Here is a 19112-nt window from a genome sequence, read left to right on the forward strand (position 1 = left end):
TCGGTGGCCAAATTGACAAACCCAGTGGATTGAAGCTATTTTAGTCGTGGCGAAATGGCATTTCAGCGTGGTTGTCACCCGGCCACTTGCCCATAAATTCAGCCCCGGGACTGAGAACAGGGCTTTTGCTTCAGAGTCGTCGTTTCTCAAGCCGCATGGCCGCCGCGCGCTGTGCGCATGGCTCAACCCACACTTGCGTCCCGCGCGGATCTGCCCGGACGTCGGGGCCGCTTGGAACGGGGTGCGATTCTAGCGCGTCGCTTCGATATCTGGTAGGGTCCGGCCGGTGACGCCCCCAGGGGGTGCCCCCAGGGTCCCGTCACGGGCTCCGCCGGGGTGCTTCGGGGGCGGGTGGCGAGGTGCCGGTGGTGGCGTCCCGGCCGCTTCGTCACCAAGATTTGGTCGGGCTCCGAAGGTTGGTTTGGTCCCCTGGAAATGGGTTTTGCTTCGATGTCTCAACAAAAAATCGTCATCGCTTCCGATCATGCCGGCTTCGACTTCAAGGCTTCGTTGAAGGAAACGCTCGCCGGCCAAGGATACGAGGTGATCGATCTTGGCGCCCACAACACGGATAGCGTCGATTATCCCGATATCGCAGCGGCGCTCGCCGGGGCCATCAAGCAAGGGACCGCCGAGCGTGGTGTCCTGATCTGCGGGACCGGCATCGGCATCAGCATCGCCGCCAACCGCCACGCCGGCATCCGCGCCGCGCTGTGCCACGACACGACCGGCGCCCGCCTGTCCCGCCAGCACAACGACGCCAACGTCATCGTCCTGGGTGCCCGCGTCACCGGCATCGAAGTCGCGAAGGATTGCCTCGCCACCTTCCTCGCCACACCGTTCGAGGGGGGCCGTCACGGCCGCCGCGTCGACAAGATGGGCTGAACCGGCGCCGCGCCGGATCGCTGGAACAAGGCCCACCCAGAGACGAAACGCCCAGAGACGAAACGCCGAGAGACGAAGCTCGGCCGAGAGAAGACCATAAGGAACCGTGCCATGTCCTCCCTTCCCCAAGCCTCCGCCAACACCTTCTTCGGCGCCTCGCTGGCCGACGGCGATCCCGAGCTGGCATCCGCCATCGCGCGCGAACTGGCCCGCCAGCAGGATCAGATCGAACTGATCGCGTCGGAGAACATCGTCTCCTCGGCCGTGCTGGAGGCCCAGGGCTCCGTGCTGACCAACAAATACGCCGAGGGCTATCCGGGCCGCCGCTACTACGGCGGATGCGAGTTCGTCGACGTCGCCGAGCAGTTGGCGATCGACCGGGCCAAGGCGCTGTTCGGCTGTTCCTTCGCCAATGTGCAACCGCATTCCGGCGCGCAGGCCAACCAAGCCGTGTTCATGGCGCTGCTCCAGCCGGGCGACGCCATCCTCGGCATGTCGCTGGACGCCGGCGGCCACCTGACCCACGGCGCCGCCGCCAACCAGTCCGGCAAGTGGTTCAAGGCGATCCAGTACGGCGTCCGGCGCGACACCGCTCTGATCGACTTCGACCAGGTCGAGGCGCTGGCGCGCGAGCACAAGCCGAAGCTGATCATCGCCGGCGGCTCGGCTTATCCCCGGACCATCGACTTCGCCCGCTTCCGGAAGATCGCTGACGAGGTCGGCGCCTGGTTCATGGTCGACATGGCCCACTTCGCCGGCTTGGTGGCCGGTGGCGTCTATCCCTCGCCGCTGCCCCACGCCCATATCGTCACGACGACGACGCACAAGACGCTGCGCGGTCCGCGCGGCGGCATGATCCTGTCCAACGACGCCGATCTCGGCAAGAAGATCAACTCGGCCGTCTTCCCCGGCCTCCAGGGCGGGCCGCTGATGCATGTCATCGCCGCCAAGGCGGTGGCGTTCGGCGAGGCGCTGCGTCCCGAGTTCAAGACCTACGCCCAGGCGGTGGTGGACAACGCCCGCGCCTTGTCGGCGCGCCTGATCGAGGGCGGTGTCGACATCGTGTCCGGCGGCACCGACAGCCACGTCGTCCTGGTCGACCTGCGGCCGAAGAACCTGACCGGCAAGGCGACGGAGGCGACGCTGGAGCACGCCGGCATGACCTGCAACAAGAACGGCGTGCCGTTCGATCCGCAGAAGCCGATGGTGACCTCGGGCGTCCGGCTCGGCACCCCGGCGGCGACCACCCGCGGCTTCGGCGTCGAGGAGTTCACCCAGGTCGGCGCTATGATCTCGGAGGTGCTCGACGGTCTGGCCGCCAGCAATTCCGGCGACAACACGGAGGTCGAGGCCCAGGTGCGCGAGCGCGTCCTGACCCTGTGCCGGCGCTTCCCGATTTATCCCAACCTGTGAGGCCATGGCTTAAATGCGCTGCCCGTTCTGCGGACACGACGATACCCAGGTAAAGGACAGCCGGCCGACCGAGGATAACTCGGCGATCCGTCGGCGCCGCTTTTGCCCCGGCTGCGGGGCGCGCTTCACCACCTTCGAGCGGGTGCAGCTGCGCGAACTGACGGTCGTGAAGAGCATGGGGCAGCGCGAACCGTTCGACCGCGACAAGCTGCTGCGCTCGATGCGCATCGCCTTGCGCAAGAGGCCGATCGATGCCGACCGCATCGATCGGCTGGTCAACAGCCTGGTCCGGCAATTGGAATCGTCCGGCGAGAGCGAGATCCCATCGAAGCAGATCGGCGAGATGGTGATGAACGCCCTGTTCAACCTGGACCAGGTCGCCTATGTCCGGTATGCCTCGGTCTACAAGGACTTCCGCGAGGCGTCCGATTTCAATGAATTCGTCGGCGCGCTGAAGCCGGAAGTCCCCTGACCAGTTCGCTCCCGGCCAGTTCCGCCCCGGCTAGTTCCGCCTAGGACCTCCGATGTCTTCAGCACCCTCCGCGCCAGCTTCATACTCCCCCGCCGACGCCGGTTTCATGCGCGCCGCCATCGCGCTGGCGCGGCGCGGCCTGGGCACGGTGGCGCCGAACCCGTCGGTCGGCTGCGTCATCACGCGCGACGGCGTGGTGGTGGGGCGCGGCTGGACCCAGCCGGGCGGGCGGCCCCATGGCGAAACCGAGGCCTTGCTGCGGGCCGGTGACGCCGCGCGGGGCGCCACCGTCTATGTCTCGCTGGAGCCGTGCAACCACTGGGGCAAGACGCCGCCCTGCACCGAGGCGCTGCTGGAGGCCGGCGTCGGCCGCGTCGTGGTGGCTTGCGAGGACCCCGACCCGCGCGTCTCCGGGTCCGGCATCCGCAGGCTGCGCGACGGCGGCGTCCAGGTCGATGTTGGCCTGTGCGCCGACGAGGCGGCGGAGCTGAACGAGGGCTTTTTCCATCGCATCCGGAATGGCCGCCCGCTGGTCACCCTGAAGCTCGCGACCTCGTTGGATGGCCGGATCGCGCTCCGCACCGGCGAGAGCCAGTGGATCACCGGTCCGATCGCGCGCTCCTGGGGGCATGGCCTGCGCGCCCGCTACGACGCCATCATGATCGGCCTCAACACGGCGCTGGCCGACGATCCCGAACTGACCTGCCGGCTGCCCGGCCTGGGCGGCCGCTCGCCGCTGCGCGTCGTGGTCGATAGCCGCCTGCGCCTGCCGCTGACCTCGAAACTGGTGCGCGGCGCCCGGACCACGCCGACGCTGGTCTTCGCGCTCCAGGGCGTCGATCCCATGCGGCTGCGAGCCTTCACCGATTGCGGGGTCGAGGTGGTGACCTTGGCGCCCGACGCGTCGGGCGTGCTGGACGTGGCGGGGACCCTGAAGGCGTTGGCCGCGCGCGGCACCACCCGCTTGCTGGTCGAGGGCGGCGCCCGGCTCAGCGCGTCCTTGATGCAGCAGCGCCTGGTCGACCGGCTGGAGTGGTTCCGGGCGCCGCGCCTGATCGGCGGCGACGGCTTGCCCGGCATCGTGGGATTCGGCGTCGACCTGCTGGAGGACACCGCCGACTTCGTCCGCGTCGGGGTCCGCCGCGCCGGCGAGGACGTCATGGAGAGTTATCGGCGCTGACGGGCGGCGCTAGCGGGCGGGCGGTTCAAGCCGCTCCCAGCAGGGCGGTGCGGGTCCAGGGATTGTACGACGCCAGCCTTTGCAGGATGATCGGTCCGACGCAGCCACCCGCCGTCGCCAGCAGGAAGATCTGCCAATCCTCGGCGCCGACCCGCATCAACACGATCCGGACAGCCGCCTGGAAGAACATGTGGTGCAGGAAAATGGCGTAGGAGTAGTGACCGAGGTGGCGCAACGGCGATACGCGCGGCATCAGCTGGATCAGCACCAGGGCCGCCGCCGATCCCGTCAGCAGGCCCACCGCGTCGGTCCGCTCGATCTCGCCGGGGATCAGGTCCCACAGGGTCGCCTGATGGATCAGCGTTCCGACCACCACCACGGCGAGCGCGCCCAGCCGTGCCGCCCCGCTGGTCAGGCTGTCGTGGAACCGGGTGAAGGCGACGCCGAGCAGGAAATAGGGCAGCAGATAAGCCGCTTGGCTGACCGCGAACAGATCGACGGATTTGTGCAGCGTGTTTGCGAATGTCAGGTTGAGGACCACCGCCACCGCCGATAGCGCGATGAAAGGCCGCGGCCGGGAGATCAGGCCATGGGCGTCCAGCAGGCCGACCCCGAAAAAGATCAGCAGCAGCGCCTGCAGGTACCAGTAATGCTGGTAGGGCAGGATCGGGATGGTCAGGAACTCGTACCAGTCGGGCGACGCCGTGGTCCCCGGCGTGATCGCCTGGAGGATGAAGAAGGCGGGCGCCACCGTCAGCAAGGGGATGCCAAGGCGGCGCAGCTTCTTGCCATAGAAGTCCGGCAGCCGCTCCCGCCGGGCCGGGCGCATGGCGTAGACCAGCCCCGAGAGGAAGGTGAACAGCGGCATCCTGACGAAGGTCCAACTCTCGACCCCGTAGCGGAACCAGCTGTCGTCCTCGACCCTCATGGCGACGCCCGGATCATGCCCGACGACATGGAGGGAGACCAGCAGCAGGCAGGCGAAGCCTCTTAATTCATCAATGTTGAAGCGATCGCGCATGGATTAATCTCTCGGTGAATATTCGTCGGCGTTTTATGGAAACGTTTCAAGGCTTATGATAGGGGCGATGGTGAAGGAGGTAACGCGATATTCGGGTGACACTCCGGAGAACGGGGTGTGACTTAAAATTCATTTGAAATGCTGCATATGCTAATATGCCGGTCCCTGGAGAGGATTGGACCTCGCGCGCGTCTCCCGGTGGCGCATGCCACACCCGTCATCATCCCGGATTGACTGGGACCTTGGCGGATGCCATGGATCCCTCCGCGGCTTACCGTTACGTGGCCGGCATCCGTCGAAGCTGCTAGGGTCGTGCCCATGTTCACTGGAATCATCATAGACGTGGGTCGCGTCGCCGCCGTGGAGCGGCGGGGCGATACCCTGTTCACCATCGAGACGGCCTTCGACATGGGCACCGTCGACATGGGCGCCTCGATCGCGTGCGACGGCTGCTGCCTGACCGTGATCGACAAGGCCCCCGGCCGTTTCACCATCTCCGCCTCGGGCGAGACCCTGTCCAAGACGACGCTGGGAACCTGGCGGGAGGGGACGGAGATCAACCTGGAGCGGGCCTTGCGCGTCGGCGACGAGCTGGGCGGCCACATCGTCTCCGGCCATGTCGATGGTGTCGCCCAAATCGTCTCGGTGGCGCCGGAAGGCGATAGCTGGCGGTACGTCTTCGAGGTTCCCGCCGAACTCGCCCGGTTCATCGCGCCCAAGGGCTCGGTGGCGCTGGGCGGCGTGTCGCTGACCGTCAACGAGGTTGACGGCAGGCGGTTCGGCGTCAACATCATTCCGCATACGAGAAGCCACACCACCTTCCGGACGCTGACCCCAGGCGATGGCGTCAATTTCGAGGTGGATATGCTGGCGCGCTATGTCGCGCGCCTGACGGAGAGCCTGTGACCATGCGGACAGTGAATAAAACCGACCTCGTCGCCGGCCTGCGCGCACCGCATGATTCCGATTACCTGTCGACCACCGAGGAGATCCTCGAGGAGGCCCGGCAGGGCCGCATGTTCATCCTGATCGACGACGAGGATCGGGAGAACGAGGGCGATCTGGTCATCCCGGCCCAGATGGCGACCCCGGAGGCGATCAACTTCATGGCGCGCTTCGGCCGCGGCCTGATCTGCCTCGCCATGACCGGCGAGCGGATCGAGAAGCTGCGCCTGCCGCTGATGACCCAGCAGAACGCGTCACGCCACAAGACGGCCTTCACCGTCTCGATCGAGGCGCGCGAGGGTGTCACCACCGGCATCTCCGCCGCCGACCGGGCGCGGACCATCCAGGTCGCGATCGACCCGGAGATGAACGCCGACGACATCGCGACCCCCGGCCACGTCTTCCCGCTGATGGCGCGCGACGGCGGCGTGCTGGTCCGGGCCGGCCACACCGAGGCGGCGGTCGATGTCGCCCGCATGGTCGGGCTCAACCCGTCCGGCGTGATCTGCGAGATCATGAACGACGACGGCACCATGGCGCGGCTGCCGGATCTGGTCAAATTCGCACAGTTCCACGGGCTCAAGATCGGCACCATCGCCGACCTGATCGCCCATCGCCGCCGGACCGAGACGATCATCGAGCGGACGCTGGAGACCGTGCTGGACAGCCACTACGGCGGCCAGTTCCGCATGATGGTCTACGTCAACAAGGTCGAGTACGCCGAGCACATCGCCTTGGTCAAAGGCGACATCTCCACGGCGGAGCCGGTGCTGGTGCGGATGCACGCGCTCAACGTCCTGGACGACGTCCTGCACGACCGCTCCGGCGGCAGGGGCGGCGAGCTCCACGCGGCCATGAAGGCGATCGGCGACGCCGGCCGGGGCATCGTGGTGCTGATCCGCGAGCCGCAGCCGACCAGCCTGTCCAGCAGGGTCAAGGCCCAGCTGGAAGGGGCTCCGGATTCCTCCGGCGAGCTGCGTGATTACGGCGTCGGCGCCCAGATCCTGTTCGACCTGGGTGTTCGGGAGATGATACTCCTGTCGAACCACAAGAAGACGATCATCGGCCTCGACGGCTACGGTCTCGCCGTGGTCGGCCAGCAGGCCATTCCCCTGACCGGCCCCGCGCCGGGTTCAGACCCCACAAAGTCCGGAGCCGACTGAGGCATGTCCGCCATTCCCGATTCGGTGAGCCCCGATTCCGTCGCCCAGATCATGGGCCCCCACGTCCTGATCGTCGAAGCCCGCTTCTACGAGGACATCGCCGACGAGCTGGTGCGCGGCGCCATCCTGGCGCTGGAGGAGGCTGGCGCCACCTATGACCGCATCGCGGTTCCCGGCGCCTTCGAGATCCCGGCGGCGATCAACTTCGCGATCCAGGCCAGCGGTCACGCCGGTCACGCCAACGACGAGGCCGCCGTCCCCCGTTACGACGGCTACGTGGCGCTCGGCTGCGTCATCCGGGGCGAGACGACCCACTACGACTATGTCTGCGTCGAGAGCGCCAGAGGGTTGCAGGATCTGGCCTTGCGCCACAACGCCGCCATCGGCTACGGCATCCTGACGGTCGAGAACGACGATCAGGCCTGGGCGCGCGCCAAGGTGGACCAGAAGAACAAGGGCGGAGCGGTCGCTTCCGCGTGCCTTGACATGATCCGGCTCAAGCGCCACTTCGGCCTGACGACCTGACGGCAACATCCCGACACACAAGACAGACACGGTTCCAAAACCACCATGGCACAGTCCGATGACGCGCGTGACGGCGCTCCGACCAAACGCGGCCCCTCCACGGGAGCGGGCCCAGGGTCGGGGTCCGGGACGAAATCCGGCGCACGCCGCGGCGGCAGCGGCGGCGGTTCGGCCAAGGCGCGCCGCAAGGCGGCCCGGCTGGCGGCGGTCCAGGCGCTCTATCAAGTCGAGCTGAGCGGCACCAACACCGAATCCGTGCTTGGCGAGTTCATCCAGCACCGGCTGGGCCACGAGGTCGATGGCGACACCTATGTCGCCGCCGACCCGCAGCTGTTCTCCGACATCCTGCGCGGCGCCAGCGCCCGCCGGGCCGAACTGGACGAGTTGCTGGGCAATTGCCTGGACGCGCAATGGCCACTGGACCGGCTGGAACTGCTGGTCCGCGCGACCTTGCGCGCTGGCGCCTTCGAGCTTCTGGTCCACGTCGATACCCATCCCCGCATCATCATCAGCGAGTATGTCGACGTGTCGCACGCCTTCTACGCCGGGCGCGAGCCGGCGATGGTCAATGGGGTGCTCGACAAGCTGGCCCGCGCGATCCGCGCCGAGGACCTCGCGACGCCGGACCCCTCCCGTGCTCCCTCCGGCTCCCGGTAAATCCACTTCGGCGGCGGCTCCCTCCGCGGGGGAGTTCGGCCGGATCGACCGCTACCTGAAACCCCTGGCGGCCGGATTTTCGGGCGCGCTTGGGTTGACCGACGACGCCGCGGTGTTCGGCATTCCTGCCGGTCATGAACTGGTGGTGACGACCGACGCGCTGGTGGCCGGCGTCCATTTCCTGCCCGACGATCCGCCAGCCGACATCGCGGCCAAGATGCTGCGGGTCAACCTGTCCGATCTCGCCGCCATGGCGGCCGAGCCGCTGGCTTATTCCCTGGTCACCAGCCTGCCGCGCGACATCGGCGACGACTGGCTGGCCGCCTTCGCCACCGGCTTGGCCGAGGACCAGCGGGCCTACGGCATCCACCTGCTGGGAGGCGACAGCGTCTCCACCCCTGGCCCGATCACGCTGTCGGTGACGGCGATGGGGCTGGTGCCGACCGGCAGGGCCTTGCGGCGCGGCGGGGCGGGGCCCGGTGATCTGGTGTTCGTCAGCGGCACCATCGGCGACGCGGCGCTCGGGCTGCGCGTCCTCCAAGGCACGCTGACGGCGGAGGACCCCGATCCGCTGATCGATCGCTATCGCCGCCCGCGGCCCCGCTTGGCGCTGGTGCCGGTGCTGCGCCGGTTCGCCACGGCTGGCCTGGACGTGTCCGACGGCCTTGTCGCCGATCTGGCGCATTTGTGCGATGTCTCGGGCCGGGCGGCTGTCATCGATGCCAGCCAGGTGCCGTTGTCCGCGTCGGCCCGAGCGGTGGTGGGCAAGGACCCGCGCCTGCTGTCCACCGTGCTGACCGGCGGCGATGACTACGAAATCGTCTTCACGATCCGCCCCACCGACCGCGACGCCCTGCTCGCGACCGGCGCCGAGGTGACCGCGATCGGCCGGCTGGAGCCCGACGGCGTTCCCGGAACCGTCACGGTCCTGGACGCGTCCGGGGCTCCCCTGAAGCTGGAAGCGGCGGGCTGGACCCACTTCCAGGCGGGTCCGGCGTAGACACGGGGGCGTGACGCCGCATTGGACCCATCCCACCCACCGGTCCTCAATACACCACATCCGTGAAGTACAAGCCGTCTGGAGGAGCGGTCGGGCCGCCTTGGGAGCGGTCGCGGGCCGCTAGGGCTTCGCGGACGCGGTCGATCGACCAGCGGCCTTCGCCGACCTGGGTCAAGGTGCCGGTGATGTTGCGGATCTGGTGGTGCAGGAAGGAGCGGGCGCGGGCGGTAATGCGGATCTCGTCGGCGGACCGGGTGACGGTCAGGACATCCAGCGTCTTCACCGGCGATTTCGCCTGGCACATGCTGGCGCGGAAGGTCGTGAAGTCGTGGCGACCCAGCAGCACCTTGGCGGCCTCGTGCATCGCCTCGGCGTCCAGGTGCCGCCCGATTTGCCAAGCGCGGCCATCGTCCAGCGCCAACGGCGCCCTGCGGTTGATGATGCGATAGACATAGCCGCGCTCCTTGGCGGAGGTGCGGGCATGGAAGTCCTCGGACACCTCCTCGGCGTGGAGGACGGAGATCGCAACTCGGTGCAGGTGATAGTTGAGGCCGTCGCGGATGGCGCGCTCGGTCAGTCGCTTCCCCAGGTCGAAGTGGGCTACTTGGCCAAGCGCGTGGACGCCAGCGTCGGTCCGGCCGGAACCGTGGACGCGGACTGTCTCATGCGCCAGCTTCTCGACCGCCTCCTCCAGCGCCTGCTGGATCGAGGGGCCATTGTCCTGCCGTTGCCAGCCGACGAAATTCCGGCCGTCATACTCGACGATCAATTTCCAGCGAGTCATGGCGCCGTCAGCGAGGTCCCAACTGGAAGTTGGAAGCCGCGCAGGAAGGCGGCGCCGTCGACCGGTGCCTTGCCGGGGCGCTGCACCCGTGTCAGCCGGACGGCTCCCTCCGCGCAGGCGACCGTCAGCTTGTCATCCAGCAGGGTTCCGGGCGACGCGCCAGCGGCGTTGGCGACCAACTCCGCCCCAAGCACCTTGATGCGCTCGGTCCCCAGGTCGAACCAGACGCCCGGCCATGGGTTCAGCGCCCGGACTTGGCGCTCGGTCTCGGCGGCGGGGCGGGTCCAGTCAAGCCTACCGTCCTCGCGGGTGAGCTTGGCGGCATAGGTGACGCCGTCTTCCGGCTGGGGCGTCGCGGTCAGGCTTCCGTCCGCGACACCGGCGAGCGCCGGGACGATCAACTCGGCGCCCAAACCGGCCAAAGCGTCGTGCAACTCGCTGGCAGTGGTTCGTTCCGTGATCGGAACGGTTCCCTTGAGCAGCATCGGCCCGGTGTCGAGCCCGGCATCCATTCGCATGATGGTGACGCCCGTTTCACTATCGCCCGCCAGGATGGCGCGGTGGATCGGGGCGGCGCCCCGCCAGCGGGGCAGGAGCGAGGCGTGGATGTTCAGGCAGCCCAAGCGCGGCGCGTCGAGGATCGCCTGTGGCAGGATCAGCCCATAGGCAGCGACGACGGCGCAATCCAGTCCGAGCGCCGCGAACTCGGCCTGGGCCTCGGCGTTCCGCAGCGACTTGGGTGTGCGCACCAGAATGCCCTGGTCCTCGGCCAGCGTGTGGACGGGGGAGCGCTGGACCTGATGACCGCGCCCAGCGGGCCGGGGCGGCTGGCTATAGACGCAGGCGATGTCGTGCCCGGCGTCGATCAGCGCGCGCAAGCCGACCGCCGCGAAGTCGGGCGTGCCCATGAAGGCGAGGCGGAGACGGGTCATGCCTGATCCTCACGCGTTCGGCAGAGCCGGGGGAATGGCGGGTTTCTGGAGCACGGCCACCATGCGCCACGCCTCTTCCGGGTCGTCGATCGCGACGTCCAGATCCAGCCCGCCGAACCACGCCACCGCGTCCAGCCCGCCGCTGGCGCGGGCCAGCGCGTCCAATTCCTGCACGGTGAAACGCCGCTGGAACGCCTTGTCCCTGATCACCTGTTTGCGGCCGCCGTCCCAGATGGTCAGGGTCGTGGTGACCTGGGCGATCTGGCTGACCGGGTCGAGCGAGTCGCCGGGCGAACCCCATCGGACCCGCACCCGCGTGCCGTCGCGGGTGACCTCCCAGCCGTCCTCGGTCGCGTCGTCGATGTTGAACAGCTCACGCGGGTGGGGCAGTTCGATGATCAGTACGCCGCCGGGCGTCAGAGCCTCAGAAACCCGTTGCATGCATGAAATGACCGCGCTGTTGGTCAGCAGGCAGGCGGCCGAGCCCAATAGCAACAGCGCCAGATCAACCGGCCGGTCGAGTGAGAAGCCGGTCATGTCGCCCTGGTGATAGTTCACCCTGACACCGGCCGCCTCGGCCTTTTCGCTTCCGTAACGAACCATCGCCGGTTCGCGGTCAAGCGCCGCGGCATCCAGGCCCCTGCGAGCCAGTTCGATCGCGTGGTTGGCCGGTCCCGCCGCCAGTTCCAGCACGCTGGCCGGAGCCCGGCCCAGATGGCGCGCGGCGGCCGACATCAGGAAATCGCATTCCTCCACGAAATCGCGGTAGGCGAAGGCGATGTCGTAATACCGCGCGGCGCCGTAGATGCGGCCATGCTGCGACTGGTCGGCCGGTGACTGGCCGTCCGTCTGCTCCGGAGGATGGGTCAAGGTCAGACCGTTTCCTGAGACCGCTTGGCTTTTTGCAGCTTGCGCAGGATCATGTTGCGCTTCAGCAGGGACAAGTGGTCGATGAACAGCACGCCGTTCAGATGGTCGATCTCGTGCTGGACGCAGGTCGCCAGAAGGTTGTCGGCATCCAATTCCCTGACCTCGCCGTCACGGTCCAGGTAGCGCAGGCGGACCTGCTTCGGCCGGGTCACGTCGGCGTAATGCTCCGGCAGCGACAGGCAGCCCTCGTTGTGGACGGAGGTCTCGTCCGACTTCCACAGGATCTCGGGATTGGCCATTGCGAAGGGCTGGGGCTTCTCGTCCTTGTCGGCCACGTCGACCACGATGACGCGCTTTAGGATGCCGATCTGCGGGGCCGCCAAGCCGATGCCGGGTGCCTCGTACATGGTCTCCAGCATGTCGTCCATCAGCTTGGCGATGGAGCCGTCGATGTTCTCCACCGGCGCCGCCTTGGCCTTCAGGACGGGATCGGGCGCGATGATGATGGGGCGGATAGTCATGGAGCCCTGCGACGAGTCGATGAATTGCGGAATGACTGTTGCAGATATGGTTTTCCGCGCCTTGCGTCAAGGCGGTGTTGCTCCGCGGCGGCATCTGGAAACGCGACCGCGTGGGATGATTTCAGGGCAGCGGGGCGGGGAGCCGCCATTCCTGCGCCTGCAAGTGGCGCGGCGCGTGGTCGAGCGGTTGGAGTTCCGGCAATTCGGCATTGTTCGGCGACACGTGAAGGTCGCGAAACCGTCGCGCGCTGACCAGAACGCGGGTCTCCAGCGTGCCGACGGCGCCGTTGTAGCAATCGACCGCCTTGCCAAGCTGGCTGCCCAACCGATCCATGTGGCCGCCCAGATCGCCCAAGCGCTTGTAGAGTTCCGCTCCGAGGTCGCTGATCTCGCGGGCGTTGTGCGCCAGATGCTCCTGCCGCCAGCCATAGGAGACGGCGCGCAGCAAGGCGATCAAGGTGGTCGGCGTCGCCAGGATGACGCCGTTCTCGATGCCGGCCTCGATCAGGCTGGGGTCGTGTTCCAACGCCGCGCTGAAGAAGTTCTCACCCGGCAGGAACAGCACGACGAACTCGGGCGAGGCGGCGAACTGGTCCCAATAGGCTTTGCCGCCCAGCTGCTTCATGTGCTCGCGGACATGGCGGGAGTGGCGCACCAGCGCGTCGCGCCGTCCGGCATCCTCCGTCGAACCCGTGGCGTCCAGATAGGCCTCCACCGGCGCCTTGGCGTCGACCACGATGGTCTTGCCGCCTGGCAGCTTGACGACCATGTCGGGCCGCAGCTTGGCGCCCTGGTCGTTCGTGACGGTGTGCTGTTCGAAGAAGTCGCAGTGATCGAGCATGCCGGCCATCTCGACCACCCGCTTCAGCTGGATCTCGCCCCAGCGGCCGCGCGCCACCGGCGAGCGCAGCGCCCGGACGAGGTTGGCCGTCTCGCCGCGCAGGTCCTTTTGGCTGTCCAGCAGCGATAGGACCTGCTGTTTCAGCCCCTCGTAGGCGCCGATCCGCTCCTTCTCCAGCGACTGGATCTGGCTGTCCATCTTGTCCAACGACTGGCGTACCGGCGCCACCAGATCGGAGATCGCCGACTGCCGCTGGTCCAGATCGCCGCGGGCGTTTTCCTGGAAGCGCTCCAGCGTCGTTCGGGCGAGATCGAGGAAGCTCTGGTTGTTGCTGCGCAACGCCTCCGACGACAGCACCTTGAAGGCGTCGGACAGTTTGACCTCGGCGCGCTCCAGCAGGGCTATCTTCTCGGCCGACGCGATCCGTTCCTGCTCCAGCCGGGTTTGGAGTTGCGCGTTGCTGGTCTGAAGCCGCCCGAGATCAGCGCGCAGGGTCGCCAGCACCCGGTCGCGTTCCACGATATCCGCCCTCAGGTCGTCATTCTGGCGGAGCGCGAAGTCCGCTTCCGCCGCCAGCCGGCCGGCTTCGGCCTGACCAATGCCGCCGCTCCGCAACAGCAGCACAATGCCAGCTCCGAAGACGAAACCCAGTATCAGCGATAGCACGTCGAGCGCGAACGGCATCGATCCTCCTTCCACCCAGTGAAGGCATGCTAGCGGATCGACGGGTCATTTAGAACAGGAGAAGAACGGCGGCGGAACCGCGGAGCGGACGCGGTCAGAAGGGGCGGCGCGACCGCAACGCCGCCGTCAGGGTGCCGTCGTCCAGGTAATCCAGTTCGCCACCGACCGGCACGCCATGGGCCAAGCGGGACACCGTGACCTCGCAGTCCGCCAGCCGGTCGGTGATGTAGTGGGCCGTCGTCTGGCCCTCGACCGTGGCGTTCATCGCCAGGATCACCTCGGTCACCTCCGGCTTGCGGGCGCGATTGATCAGGCCGGTGACGTTGAGATCGTCGGGACCGACGCCCTCCAAAGCGGACAAGGTGCCGCCGAGCACGTGGTAGAGGCCCTTGAACGAGCCGGTGCGCTCGAGCGCCCAGAGATCGCCGACCTCCTCGATCACGCAGATCAGCGCGGCGTCACGCCTGGGATCGGCGCAAATGGCGCAAGGGTCGCGGGTATCGAGATTGCCGCACACCGAGCACGTCTTGATCGCCTCCGCCGCCTCGCGCATGGCGTCGGATAGCGGGCTCAGCAGGCTTTCCCGCCGCTTGATCAGGTGGAGGGCCGCCCGCCGCGCGGACCGCGGCCCCAATCCCGGCAGCTTGGCCAGCAACTGGATGAGGCGCTCGATTTCTGAACTGCTCAAGGTCGCTCCCGGACAGCTGGGCTGGAGTGAGCGCCAATGGCGCTTGAGAATGGTAATCCTAGGTAAATGGGAGCTTTGCCGTAGGTCGGGTGGAGCGTCGCGGCACCCGACAAGCAGGCGGGTTGGTGTCGGGCGCCGCTACGCTCCACCCGACCTACGGACTTCGCGAGGCTTAGAACGGCAGCTTCATGCCGGGGGGCAGCTTCATGCCGCCCATGAGCTTCTGGGTCTCCTCGGCGACGTGCTGCTCGACCTTCATCTTGGCGTCGTTGAAGGCGGCCACGATCAGGTCCTCGATCACCTCGACGTCATCGGGATCGACCACCGACTTGTCGAGCTTGAGCTTCTTCATCTCGCCCTTGCCGTTGAGCGTGACGTTGACCATCCCGGCTCCGGACTGGCCGGTGACTTCGACCTCGGCCAGCGCATCCTGCATCTGCTGCATGCGGGTCTGCATTTCCTGGGCCTGCTTCATCATTTGGCCGAGATTTTTCATGGCTTAGAATTCTCCTATGTCGTCCAGCTCGGACGGGGTTTCCTCATAGAAATCGGTCTCGATGGCGTCTTCCGCAAGCGCCGCGTCGGGAGCGGGCTCCGGTTCCGTCAAATCGCGGACCTCGGATATCTCGGCACCGGGGAAAATGTCCAGCACGGCGCGTACCACGGGGTGGCGCGCCGCCTCCTCCCGCGCCCTGGTCTTGGCGTTGCGGTCCTGCTCGCTCAGCGTCGGCTCGCCCGGCGCTCCGGAGATCGTGACCATCCAACGCCGGCCGGTCCATTCCGTCAGCAGCTTGCCGACGCGGCCGGACAATTCCGCCAAGGCGCGATCCTTGGGGCGGATCTCCAGCCGGCCCGGCTCGCACCGCACGCAATGGACGCTGCTGTAGAGTTGGCCGTAGAGCGAGCCCTCGCGCATCTCGCCGAACAGTGCCACGACCTCGCGGAAGGTCTTGGGCTCCGGCAGCGGCTCGGCGGTGGCTTGCTCCTGTTCGGGAGCGGCGTGAGCGGTCACCGCCGGTTCGGCGGCGGCCCGCGTGCCGGGTTGGGCGGAATGGGCCACCGCCAATGCCGGACCACCGGCGCGAGTGCCGCCACCGCCACCGCCACCCCCGGCGGGCGGAGCGGAGGATGGGACGCCGCCCGCCTGAGGTTGGCCTTGAAGCTGCCGGATCAGGTCGGCCGGGTTGGGCAGGTCGGCGGAATAGGCCAGACGCACGATCACCATCTCCGCCGCGTCGAACGGCACCGGGGCGCTCTGGACCTCGCCCAATCCCTTCAGCAGGATCTGCCACGCGCGGGTCAGGGCCGGCATGCCCAGCTTGCCGGCCAACTCGCCGCCGCGCGTCCGTTCGGTCTCGGGCGTGCCGGGGTCCTGCGCCGTCTCCGGCACGACCTTGAACCGGGTCAGGAAATGGGTGAAGTCCAGCAGGTCCTGGAGCACGACCACGGGATCGGCGCCGCTGCGGTGCAGGTCGGACAGGATGTCCAGCGCGTCGCGCGGCTGGCCGGTCATCGTCGCCTCGAACAGGTCGACGACGCGAGCGCGGTCGGCCAGACCCAGCATGTCGCGGACCTGGAGCGCCGACAGCGTCTCGCCACCCAGGGCGATGGCTTGGTCCAGCAGGCTGAGGCCATCGCGCGCCGACCCGTCGGCGGCGCGCGCGATCAGCGCCATGGCGTCCGGCTCGACCTTGACGCCCTCGGCCTCGGCGACGCGGTTGAAATGCTTGACCAGGGTCTGGCTGTCGATCCGGCGCAGGTCGAATCGCTGGCAGCGCGACAGCACGGTGACCGGGACCTTGCGGATCTCGGTGGTGGCGAAGATGAACTTCACATGCTCGGGCGGCTCCTCCAGCGTCTTCAACAGCGCGTTGAAGGCGTTCTTGGTCAGCATGTGGACTTCGTCGATGATGTAGACCTTGTAGCGCGCGGCCACGGGGCCATAGCGCACGCCATCGATGATCTCGCGGATGTCGTCGACGCCCGTCCGGCTGGCGGCGTCCATCTCCATCACGTCGACATGTCGGTCGGCGGTGATGCTCTTGCAGTTCTCGCAGACGCCGCAAGGGGTGATGGTCGGGCCGCCCGTGCCGTCCGGGCCGACGCAATTGAGCGCGCGGGCGATGATCCTGGCGGTCGTCGTCTTGCCGACGCCGCGCACCCCGGTCAGCATGAAGGCGTGGGCCAGCCTCCCCGACTTGATGGCGTTGGTCAGGGTGCGGACCAGCGCTTCCTGACCGACCAGTTCGGAGAAGTCGCGCGGCCGGTATTTGCGCGCCAACACCCGATAGGCTTTGCCGCCACCATCGGCGGTGCCGGGAGCGGCGTCATGGGTAGCGAGGGGGGGAAGTGTCTGATCGGTCAACACGAAACTCTGGCGTCGGGCAACGGCGTCACGGCCAGTCTAGTCCTCGACGGCTGCTTGTCGAAGCGGAAAGACGAACCGACGCGGAGTGTCGGATGATGCGGGAAGAGAAAGAGGTGGGAGGCTGAACGAACGACCCGAGCCGAAACTCGTTGCGGCTGCTTCCTTCCGGACCTGACCGGGTTGGCGAGGGACTCGTCCGACGCCAACCTCCCGGCGTTTATATGGCGCGTCGCCGCGCGCGGGGCAAGGGAAAACGCGTCATGGGCGGCCGCAACCAAGCTGAACGCCCTTCCAAGAAACCGGTCGCCATGCCAATTATGGTTCCATGCCTCACAAACCCAATTTCTACGCTGGCGGCGTGCTCGATCGGGTATCGGCGCAGCGGAAGGACCAAGCCTGGATCGACTCGCTGATCGCGGCGGCCGAGACCAGGATCGTGCCGATCTGGCGCGCCCAGAACTTCGTGGTCGAGGGGGGAGACGTTCCCCTGGCCGGAATCGTGACCGTGGCCGACCTGCCCGAGGGGGCGGAATACGTGCTGCTCGGATTGCGTGACGGCACGGCCTATTTCGCCGCCGACCTGTCCGACATCGAGGACCCGCTGGTCCATCCCGGCCTGACCGGCCGCGGCAGCTTCGCCGATCTGCGCAGCTTCGGCCCCTTGGTGGCGCCCGACGAGGGCAACATCCTGGCTTATGCCCGCGGATTGACGTGGTGGCACGCGCGGCACCGGTTCTGCGGTGTCTGCGGCCACCCGACAGTCAGCGCCGAGGGCGGCCACGTCCGCCGCTGCACCAATTCGGACTGCGCCACGCCGCACTTCCCGCGTACCGATCCCGCCGTCATCATGCTGGTCCATGCCGGCGACCACTGTCTGCTGGGCCGCCAGCCGCGCTTTCCGCCGGGGATGTACTCGACCCTCGCCGGCTTCGTCGAGCCGGGCGAGAGCCTGGAGGAGGCGGTCGCCCGCGAGGTCCTGGAGGAGACCGGCATCCGCGTCGGCGAGGTGACCTATCACTCGTCGCAGCCCTGGCCGTTCCCGTCATCGCTGATGCTGGGCTTCCACGCCGAGGCGTCCAGCCGCGAGATCCAGGTCGACCGGGACGAGTTGGAGGACGCCGGCTGGTTCAGCCGCGACGAGATCCTGACCTCCTGGGGGGAGGGCGGGACGCACCGGCTGCCGCGCCCCGATTCGATCTCCCGCCGCCTGATCGAGGATTGGCTGCGTAACGAGTACTAGAGGAAGGCCAGCGGGCGAGGGCGGCGTCAGTCGTCGCCCAGGTCCTTGTTCTGCTCGCGGCGGAAGGGGTGGCCGGGGTATACGCCCAGGATCTTCACCTCGCGGGCGAAGAACTCCAACTCCTCCAGCGCCAGACGGAGGGGCCGCTCCTCGGGGTGGCCCTCGACGTCCACATAGAACTGGGCGGCGGTGAAGCGGCCGTCGACCATGTAGCTTTCCATCTTGGTCAGGTTGACGCCATTGGTGGCGAAGCCGCCCATCGCCTTGTAAAGCGCCGCCGGCACGCTGCGGACCCGGAACACGAAGGTCGTCACCACCAGCCCGGAATTGGGCGGCGGCTGGACCGGATCGCGCGCCATGACCAGGAAGCGCGTGGTGTTGTGCTGGGCGTCCTCGATCCCGCGCTTGAGGGATTGGAGGCCATAGATCTCGCCAGCCAGCTCCGACGCGATGGCGGCTTCCGTGATGTCGCCGCGCTCGGCGATCTCGGCGGCGGCGCCCGCCGTATCGGCGTGGGGGATCTCGCGCAGGCCCAAAGCCCGTGTCACCTTGCGGCACTGGGACAACGCCTGGATGTGGCTGCGCACCACCTTGATGGTGTCGAGCGTGGCACCCGGCGGCGCCAGCAGGTGATGGTTCACCCGCTGGTAGTGCTCGCCGATGATGTGCAAGCCCCCCTGCGGCAGCAGGTAATGGTTGTCCGCCACCCGGCCCGCCACCGAGTTCTCGACCGGGATCATGCCAAACTCGGCCTCGCCCTCATGCACCGCCGCGAAGACATCCTCGAAGGTCGAGCACGGCATGGTCTTCCGGTCGGGAAAGACGCTCCGGCAGGACAGGTCGGAATACGCGCCGGGGGAGCCCTGGAAGGCGATCAAGTTGGATTTGGACATGACCTGGACTGGACTTTGGAAGGGGAAGGG

The 19112-nt window shown here is 67.6% G+C and carries 20 protein-coding genes and 1 other RNA gene; 10 read left to right on the plus strand and 11 right to left on the minus strand.

The genetic code is table 11. The features are described 5' to 3' along the window. Positions 1–450 precede the first annotated feature (450 nt). The 4 genes from rpiB to ribD all read left to right on the plus strand — a co-directional run bounded on the left by rpiB (position 451) and on the right by ribD (position 3950). The gene (gene rpiB, locus N825_RS18080; RefSeq protein WP_051512532.1) at positions 451–885 is read left to right on the plus strand and encodes a ribose 5-phosphate isomerase B; all 435 of its coding nucleotides are present in this window, start codon (positions 451–453) and stop codon (positions 883–885) included. A 111-nt stretch (positions 886–996) separates the two neighbouring features. Next, positions 997–2298 (plus strand): serine hydroxymethyltransferase, encoded by a 1302-nt coding sequence (glyA, locus tag N825_RS18085; protein ID WP_037454994.1) that lies wholly within the window; start codon positions 997–999, stop codon positions 2296–2298. A gap of 13 nt (positions 2299–2311) precedes the next feature. Next, a complete protein-coding gene (nrdR, locus tag N825_RS18090) occupies positions 2312–2770 on the plus strand; it encodes a transcriptional regulator NrdR (protein WP_037454996.1) in 459 nt (152 codons plus the stop codon). 52 nt (positions 2771–2822) lie between these two features. Next, complete coding sequence (ribD, locus tag N825_RS18095; RefSeq protein WP_051512533.1) at positions 2823–3950, plus strand: bifunctional diaminohydroxyphosphoribosylaminopyrimidine deaminase/5-amino-6-(5-phosphoribosylamino)uracil reductase RibD; 1128 nt, start codon at positions 2823–2825, stop codon at positions 3948–3950. Between the two features lie 25 nt (positions 3951–3975). On the opposite strand, the gene N825_RS18100 is transcribed toward ribD, so the two are convergent. Continuing rightward, entirely contained in the window at positions 3976–4971 is a 996-nt protein-coding gene (locus tag N825_RS18100; protein WP_037454999.1) for an acyltransferase family protein, read from the minus strand. Positions 4972–5289: 318 nt separating this feature from the next. Here N825_RS18100 and N825_RS18105 point away from each other — a divergent pair, with 318 nt between their 5' ends. The 5 genes from N825_RS18105 to thiL are packed head-to-tail and all read left to right on the plus strand — an operon-like array spanning position 5290 to position 9261. Then, on the plus strand, positions 5290–5877 hold the full coding sequence (locus N825_RS18105; protein WP_037455001.1) for a riboflavin synthase: 588 nt from the start codon (positions 5290–5292) through the stop codon (positions 5875–5877). A gap of 2 nt (positions 5878–5879) precedes the next feature. Then, the gene (ribB, locus tag N825_RS18110; protein ID WP_051512563.1) at positions 5880–7079 is read left to right on the plus strand and encodes a 3,4-dihydroxy-2-butanone-4-phosphate synthase; all 1200 of its coding nucleotides are present in this window, start codon (positions 5880–5882) and stop codon (positions 7077–7079) included. Between the two features lie 3 nt (positions 7080–7082). Beyond that, positions 7083–7604: a 6,7-dimethyl-8-ribityllumazine synthase gene (locus tag N825_RS18115; protein WP_245613157.1), complete on the plus strand. Its 522-nt coding sequence runs from the start codon at positions 7083–7085 to the stop codon at positions 7602–7604. A 45-nt stretch (positions 7605–7649) separates the two neighbouring features. Continuing rightward, on the plus strand, positions 7650–8261 hold the full coding sequence (gene nusB, locus N825_RS18120) for a transcription antitermination factor NusB (RefSeq protein ID WP_084164845.1): 612 nt from the start codon (positions 7650–7652) through the stop codon (positions 8259–8261). Further along, positions 8239–9261, plus strand: coding sequence for a thiamine-phosphate kinase (gene thiL, locus N825_RS18125; protein ID WP_051512534.1), 1023 nt, complete (start codon positions 8239–8241; stop codon positions 9259–9261). The genes nusB and thiL overlap by 23 nt, the downstream gene beginning before the upstream one ends. Before the next feature lie 46 nt (positions 9262–9307). Here the strand turns inward: thiL and truA are convergent, their stop codons facing one another. From truA to ffs, 9 genes are all read right to left on the minus strand, one after another. Beyond that, complete coding sequence (gene truA, locus N825_RS18130; RefSeq protein WP_037455003.1) at positions 9308–10045, minus strand: tRNA pseudouridine(38-40) synthase TruA; 738 nt, start codon at positions 10043–10045, stop codon at positions 9308–9310. Then, positions 10042–10977: a methionyl-tRNA formyltransferase gene (fmt, locus tag N825_RS18135; RefSeq protein WP_037455006.1), complete on the minus strand. Its 936-nt coding sequence runs from the start codon at positions 10975–10977 to the stop codon at positions 10042–10044. Before fmt ends, truA begins: the two co-directional genes overlap by 4 nt. A 9-nt stretch (positions 10978–10986) precedes the next feature. Continuing rightward, positions 10987–11847, minus strand: a complete 861-nt coding sequence (locus N825_RS18140; protein WP_051512535.1) for a class I SAM-dependent methyltransferase — start codon at positions 11845–11847, stop codon at positions 10987–10989. A gap of 2 nt (positions 11848–11849) precedes the next feature. Continuing rightward, positions 11850–12368 carry a peptide deformylase gene (gene def / locus N825_RS18145; protein WP_037455009.1) on the minus strand — a complete coding sequence of 173 codons (519 nt, stop codon included), beginning with the start codon at positions 12366–12368 and terminating at the stop codon, positions 11850–11852. 121 nt (positions 12369–12489) lie between these two features. After that, complete coding sequence (gene rmuC / locus N825_RS18150; protein WP_037455011.1) at positions 12490–13893, minus strand: DNA recombination protein RmuC; 1404 nt, start codon at positions 13891–13893, stop codon at positions 12490–12492. A gap of 94 nt (positions 13894–13987) precedes the next feature. Beyond that, positions 13988–14581, minus strand: coding sequence for a recombination mediator RecR (gene recR / locus N825_RS18155; RefSeq protein ID WP_037455014.1), 594 nt, complete (start codon positions 14579–14581; stop codon positions 13988–13990). Positions 14582–14753: 172 nt separating this feature from the next. Then, positions 14754–15077 (minus strand): YbaB/EbfC family nucleoid-associated protein, encoded by a 324-nt coding sequence (locus N825_RS18160; RefSeq protein ID WP_037455016.1) that lies wholly within the window; start codon positions 15075–15077, stop codon positions 14754–14756. Between the two features lie 3 nt (positions 15078–15080). Beyond that, the gene (locus N825_RS18165; RefSeq protein WP_084164847.1) at positions 15081–16946 is read right to left on the minus strand and encodes a DNA polymerase III subunit gamma/tau; all 1866 of its coding nucleotides are present in this window, start codon (positions 16944–16946) and stop codon (positions 15081–15083) included. A gap of 116 nt (positions 16947–17062) precedes the next feature. After that, an RNA gene (gene ffs / locus N825_RS37550) (signal recognition particle sRNA small type) lies at positions 17063–17160 on the minus strand. Positions 17161–17274: 114 nt separating this feature from the next. Between ffs and nudC the strand changes: the two genes are divergently transcribed. Then, positions 17275–18189 (plus strand): NAD(+) diphosphatase, encoded by a 915-nt coding sequence (nudC, locus tag N825_RS18170; RefSeq protein ID WP_037455021.1) that lies wholly within the window; start codon positions 17275–17277, stop codon positions 18187–18189. A gap of 26 nt (positions 18190–18215) precedes the next feature. Here the strand turns inward: nudC and N825_RS18175 are convergent, their stop codons facing one another. Further along, positions 18216–19082 (minus strand): prephenate dehydratase, encoded by an 867-nt coding sequence (locus tag N825_RS18175; protein ID WP_037455025.1) that lies wholly within the window; start codon positions 19080–19082, stop codon positions 18216–18218. Positions 19083–19112 lie beyond the last annotated feature (30 nt).

The sequence above is a fragment of the Skermanella stibiiresistens SB22 genome (assembly GCF_000576635.1).
Taxonomy (GTDB): Bacteria; Pseudomonadota; Alphaproteobacteria; order Azospirillales; family Azospirillaceae; genus Skermanella; species Skermanella stibiiresistens.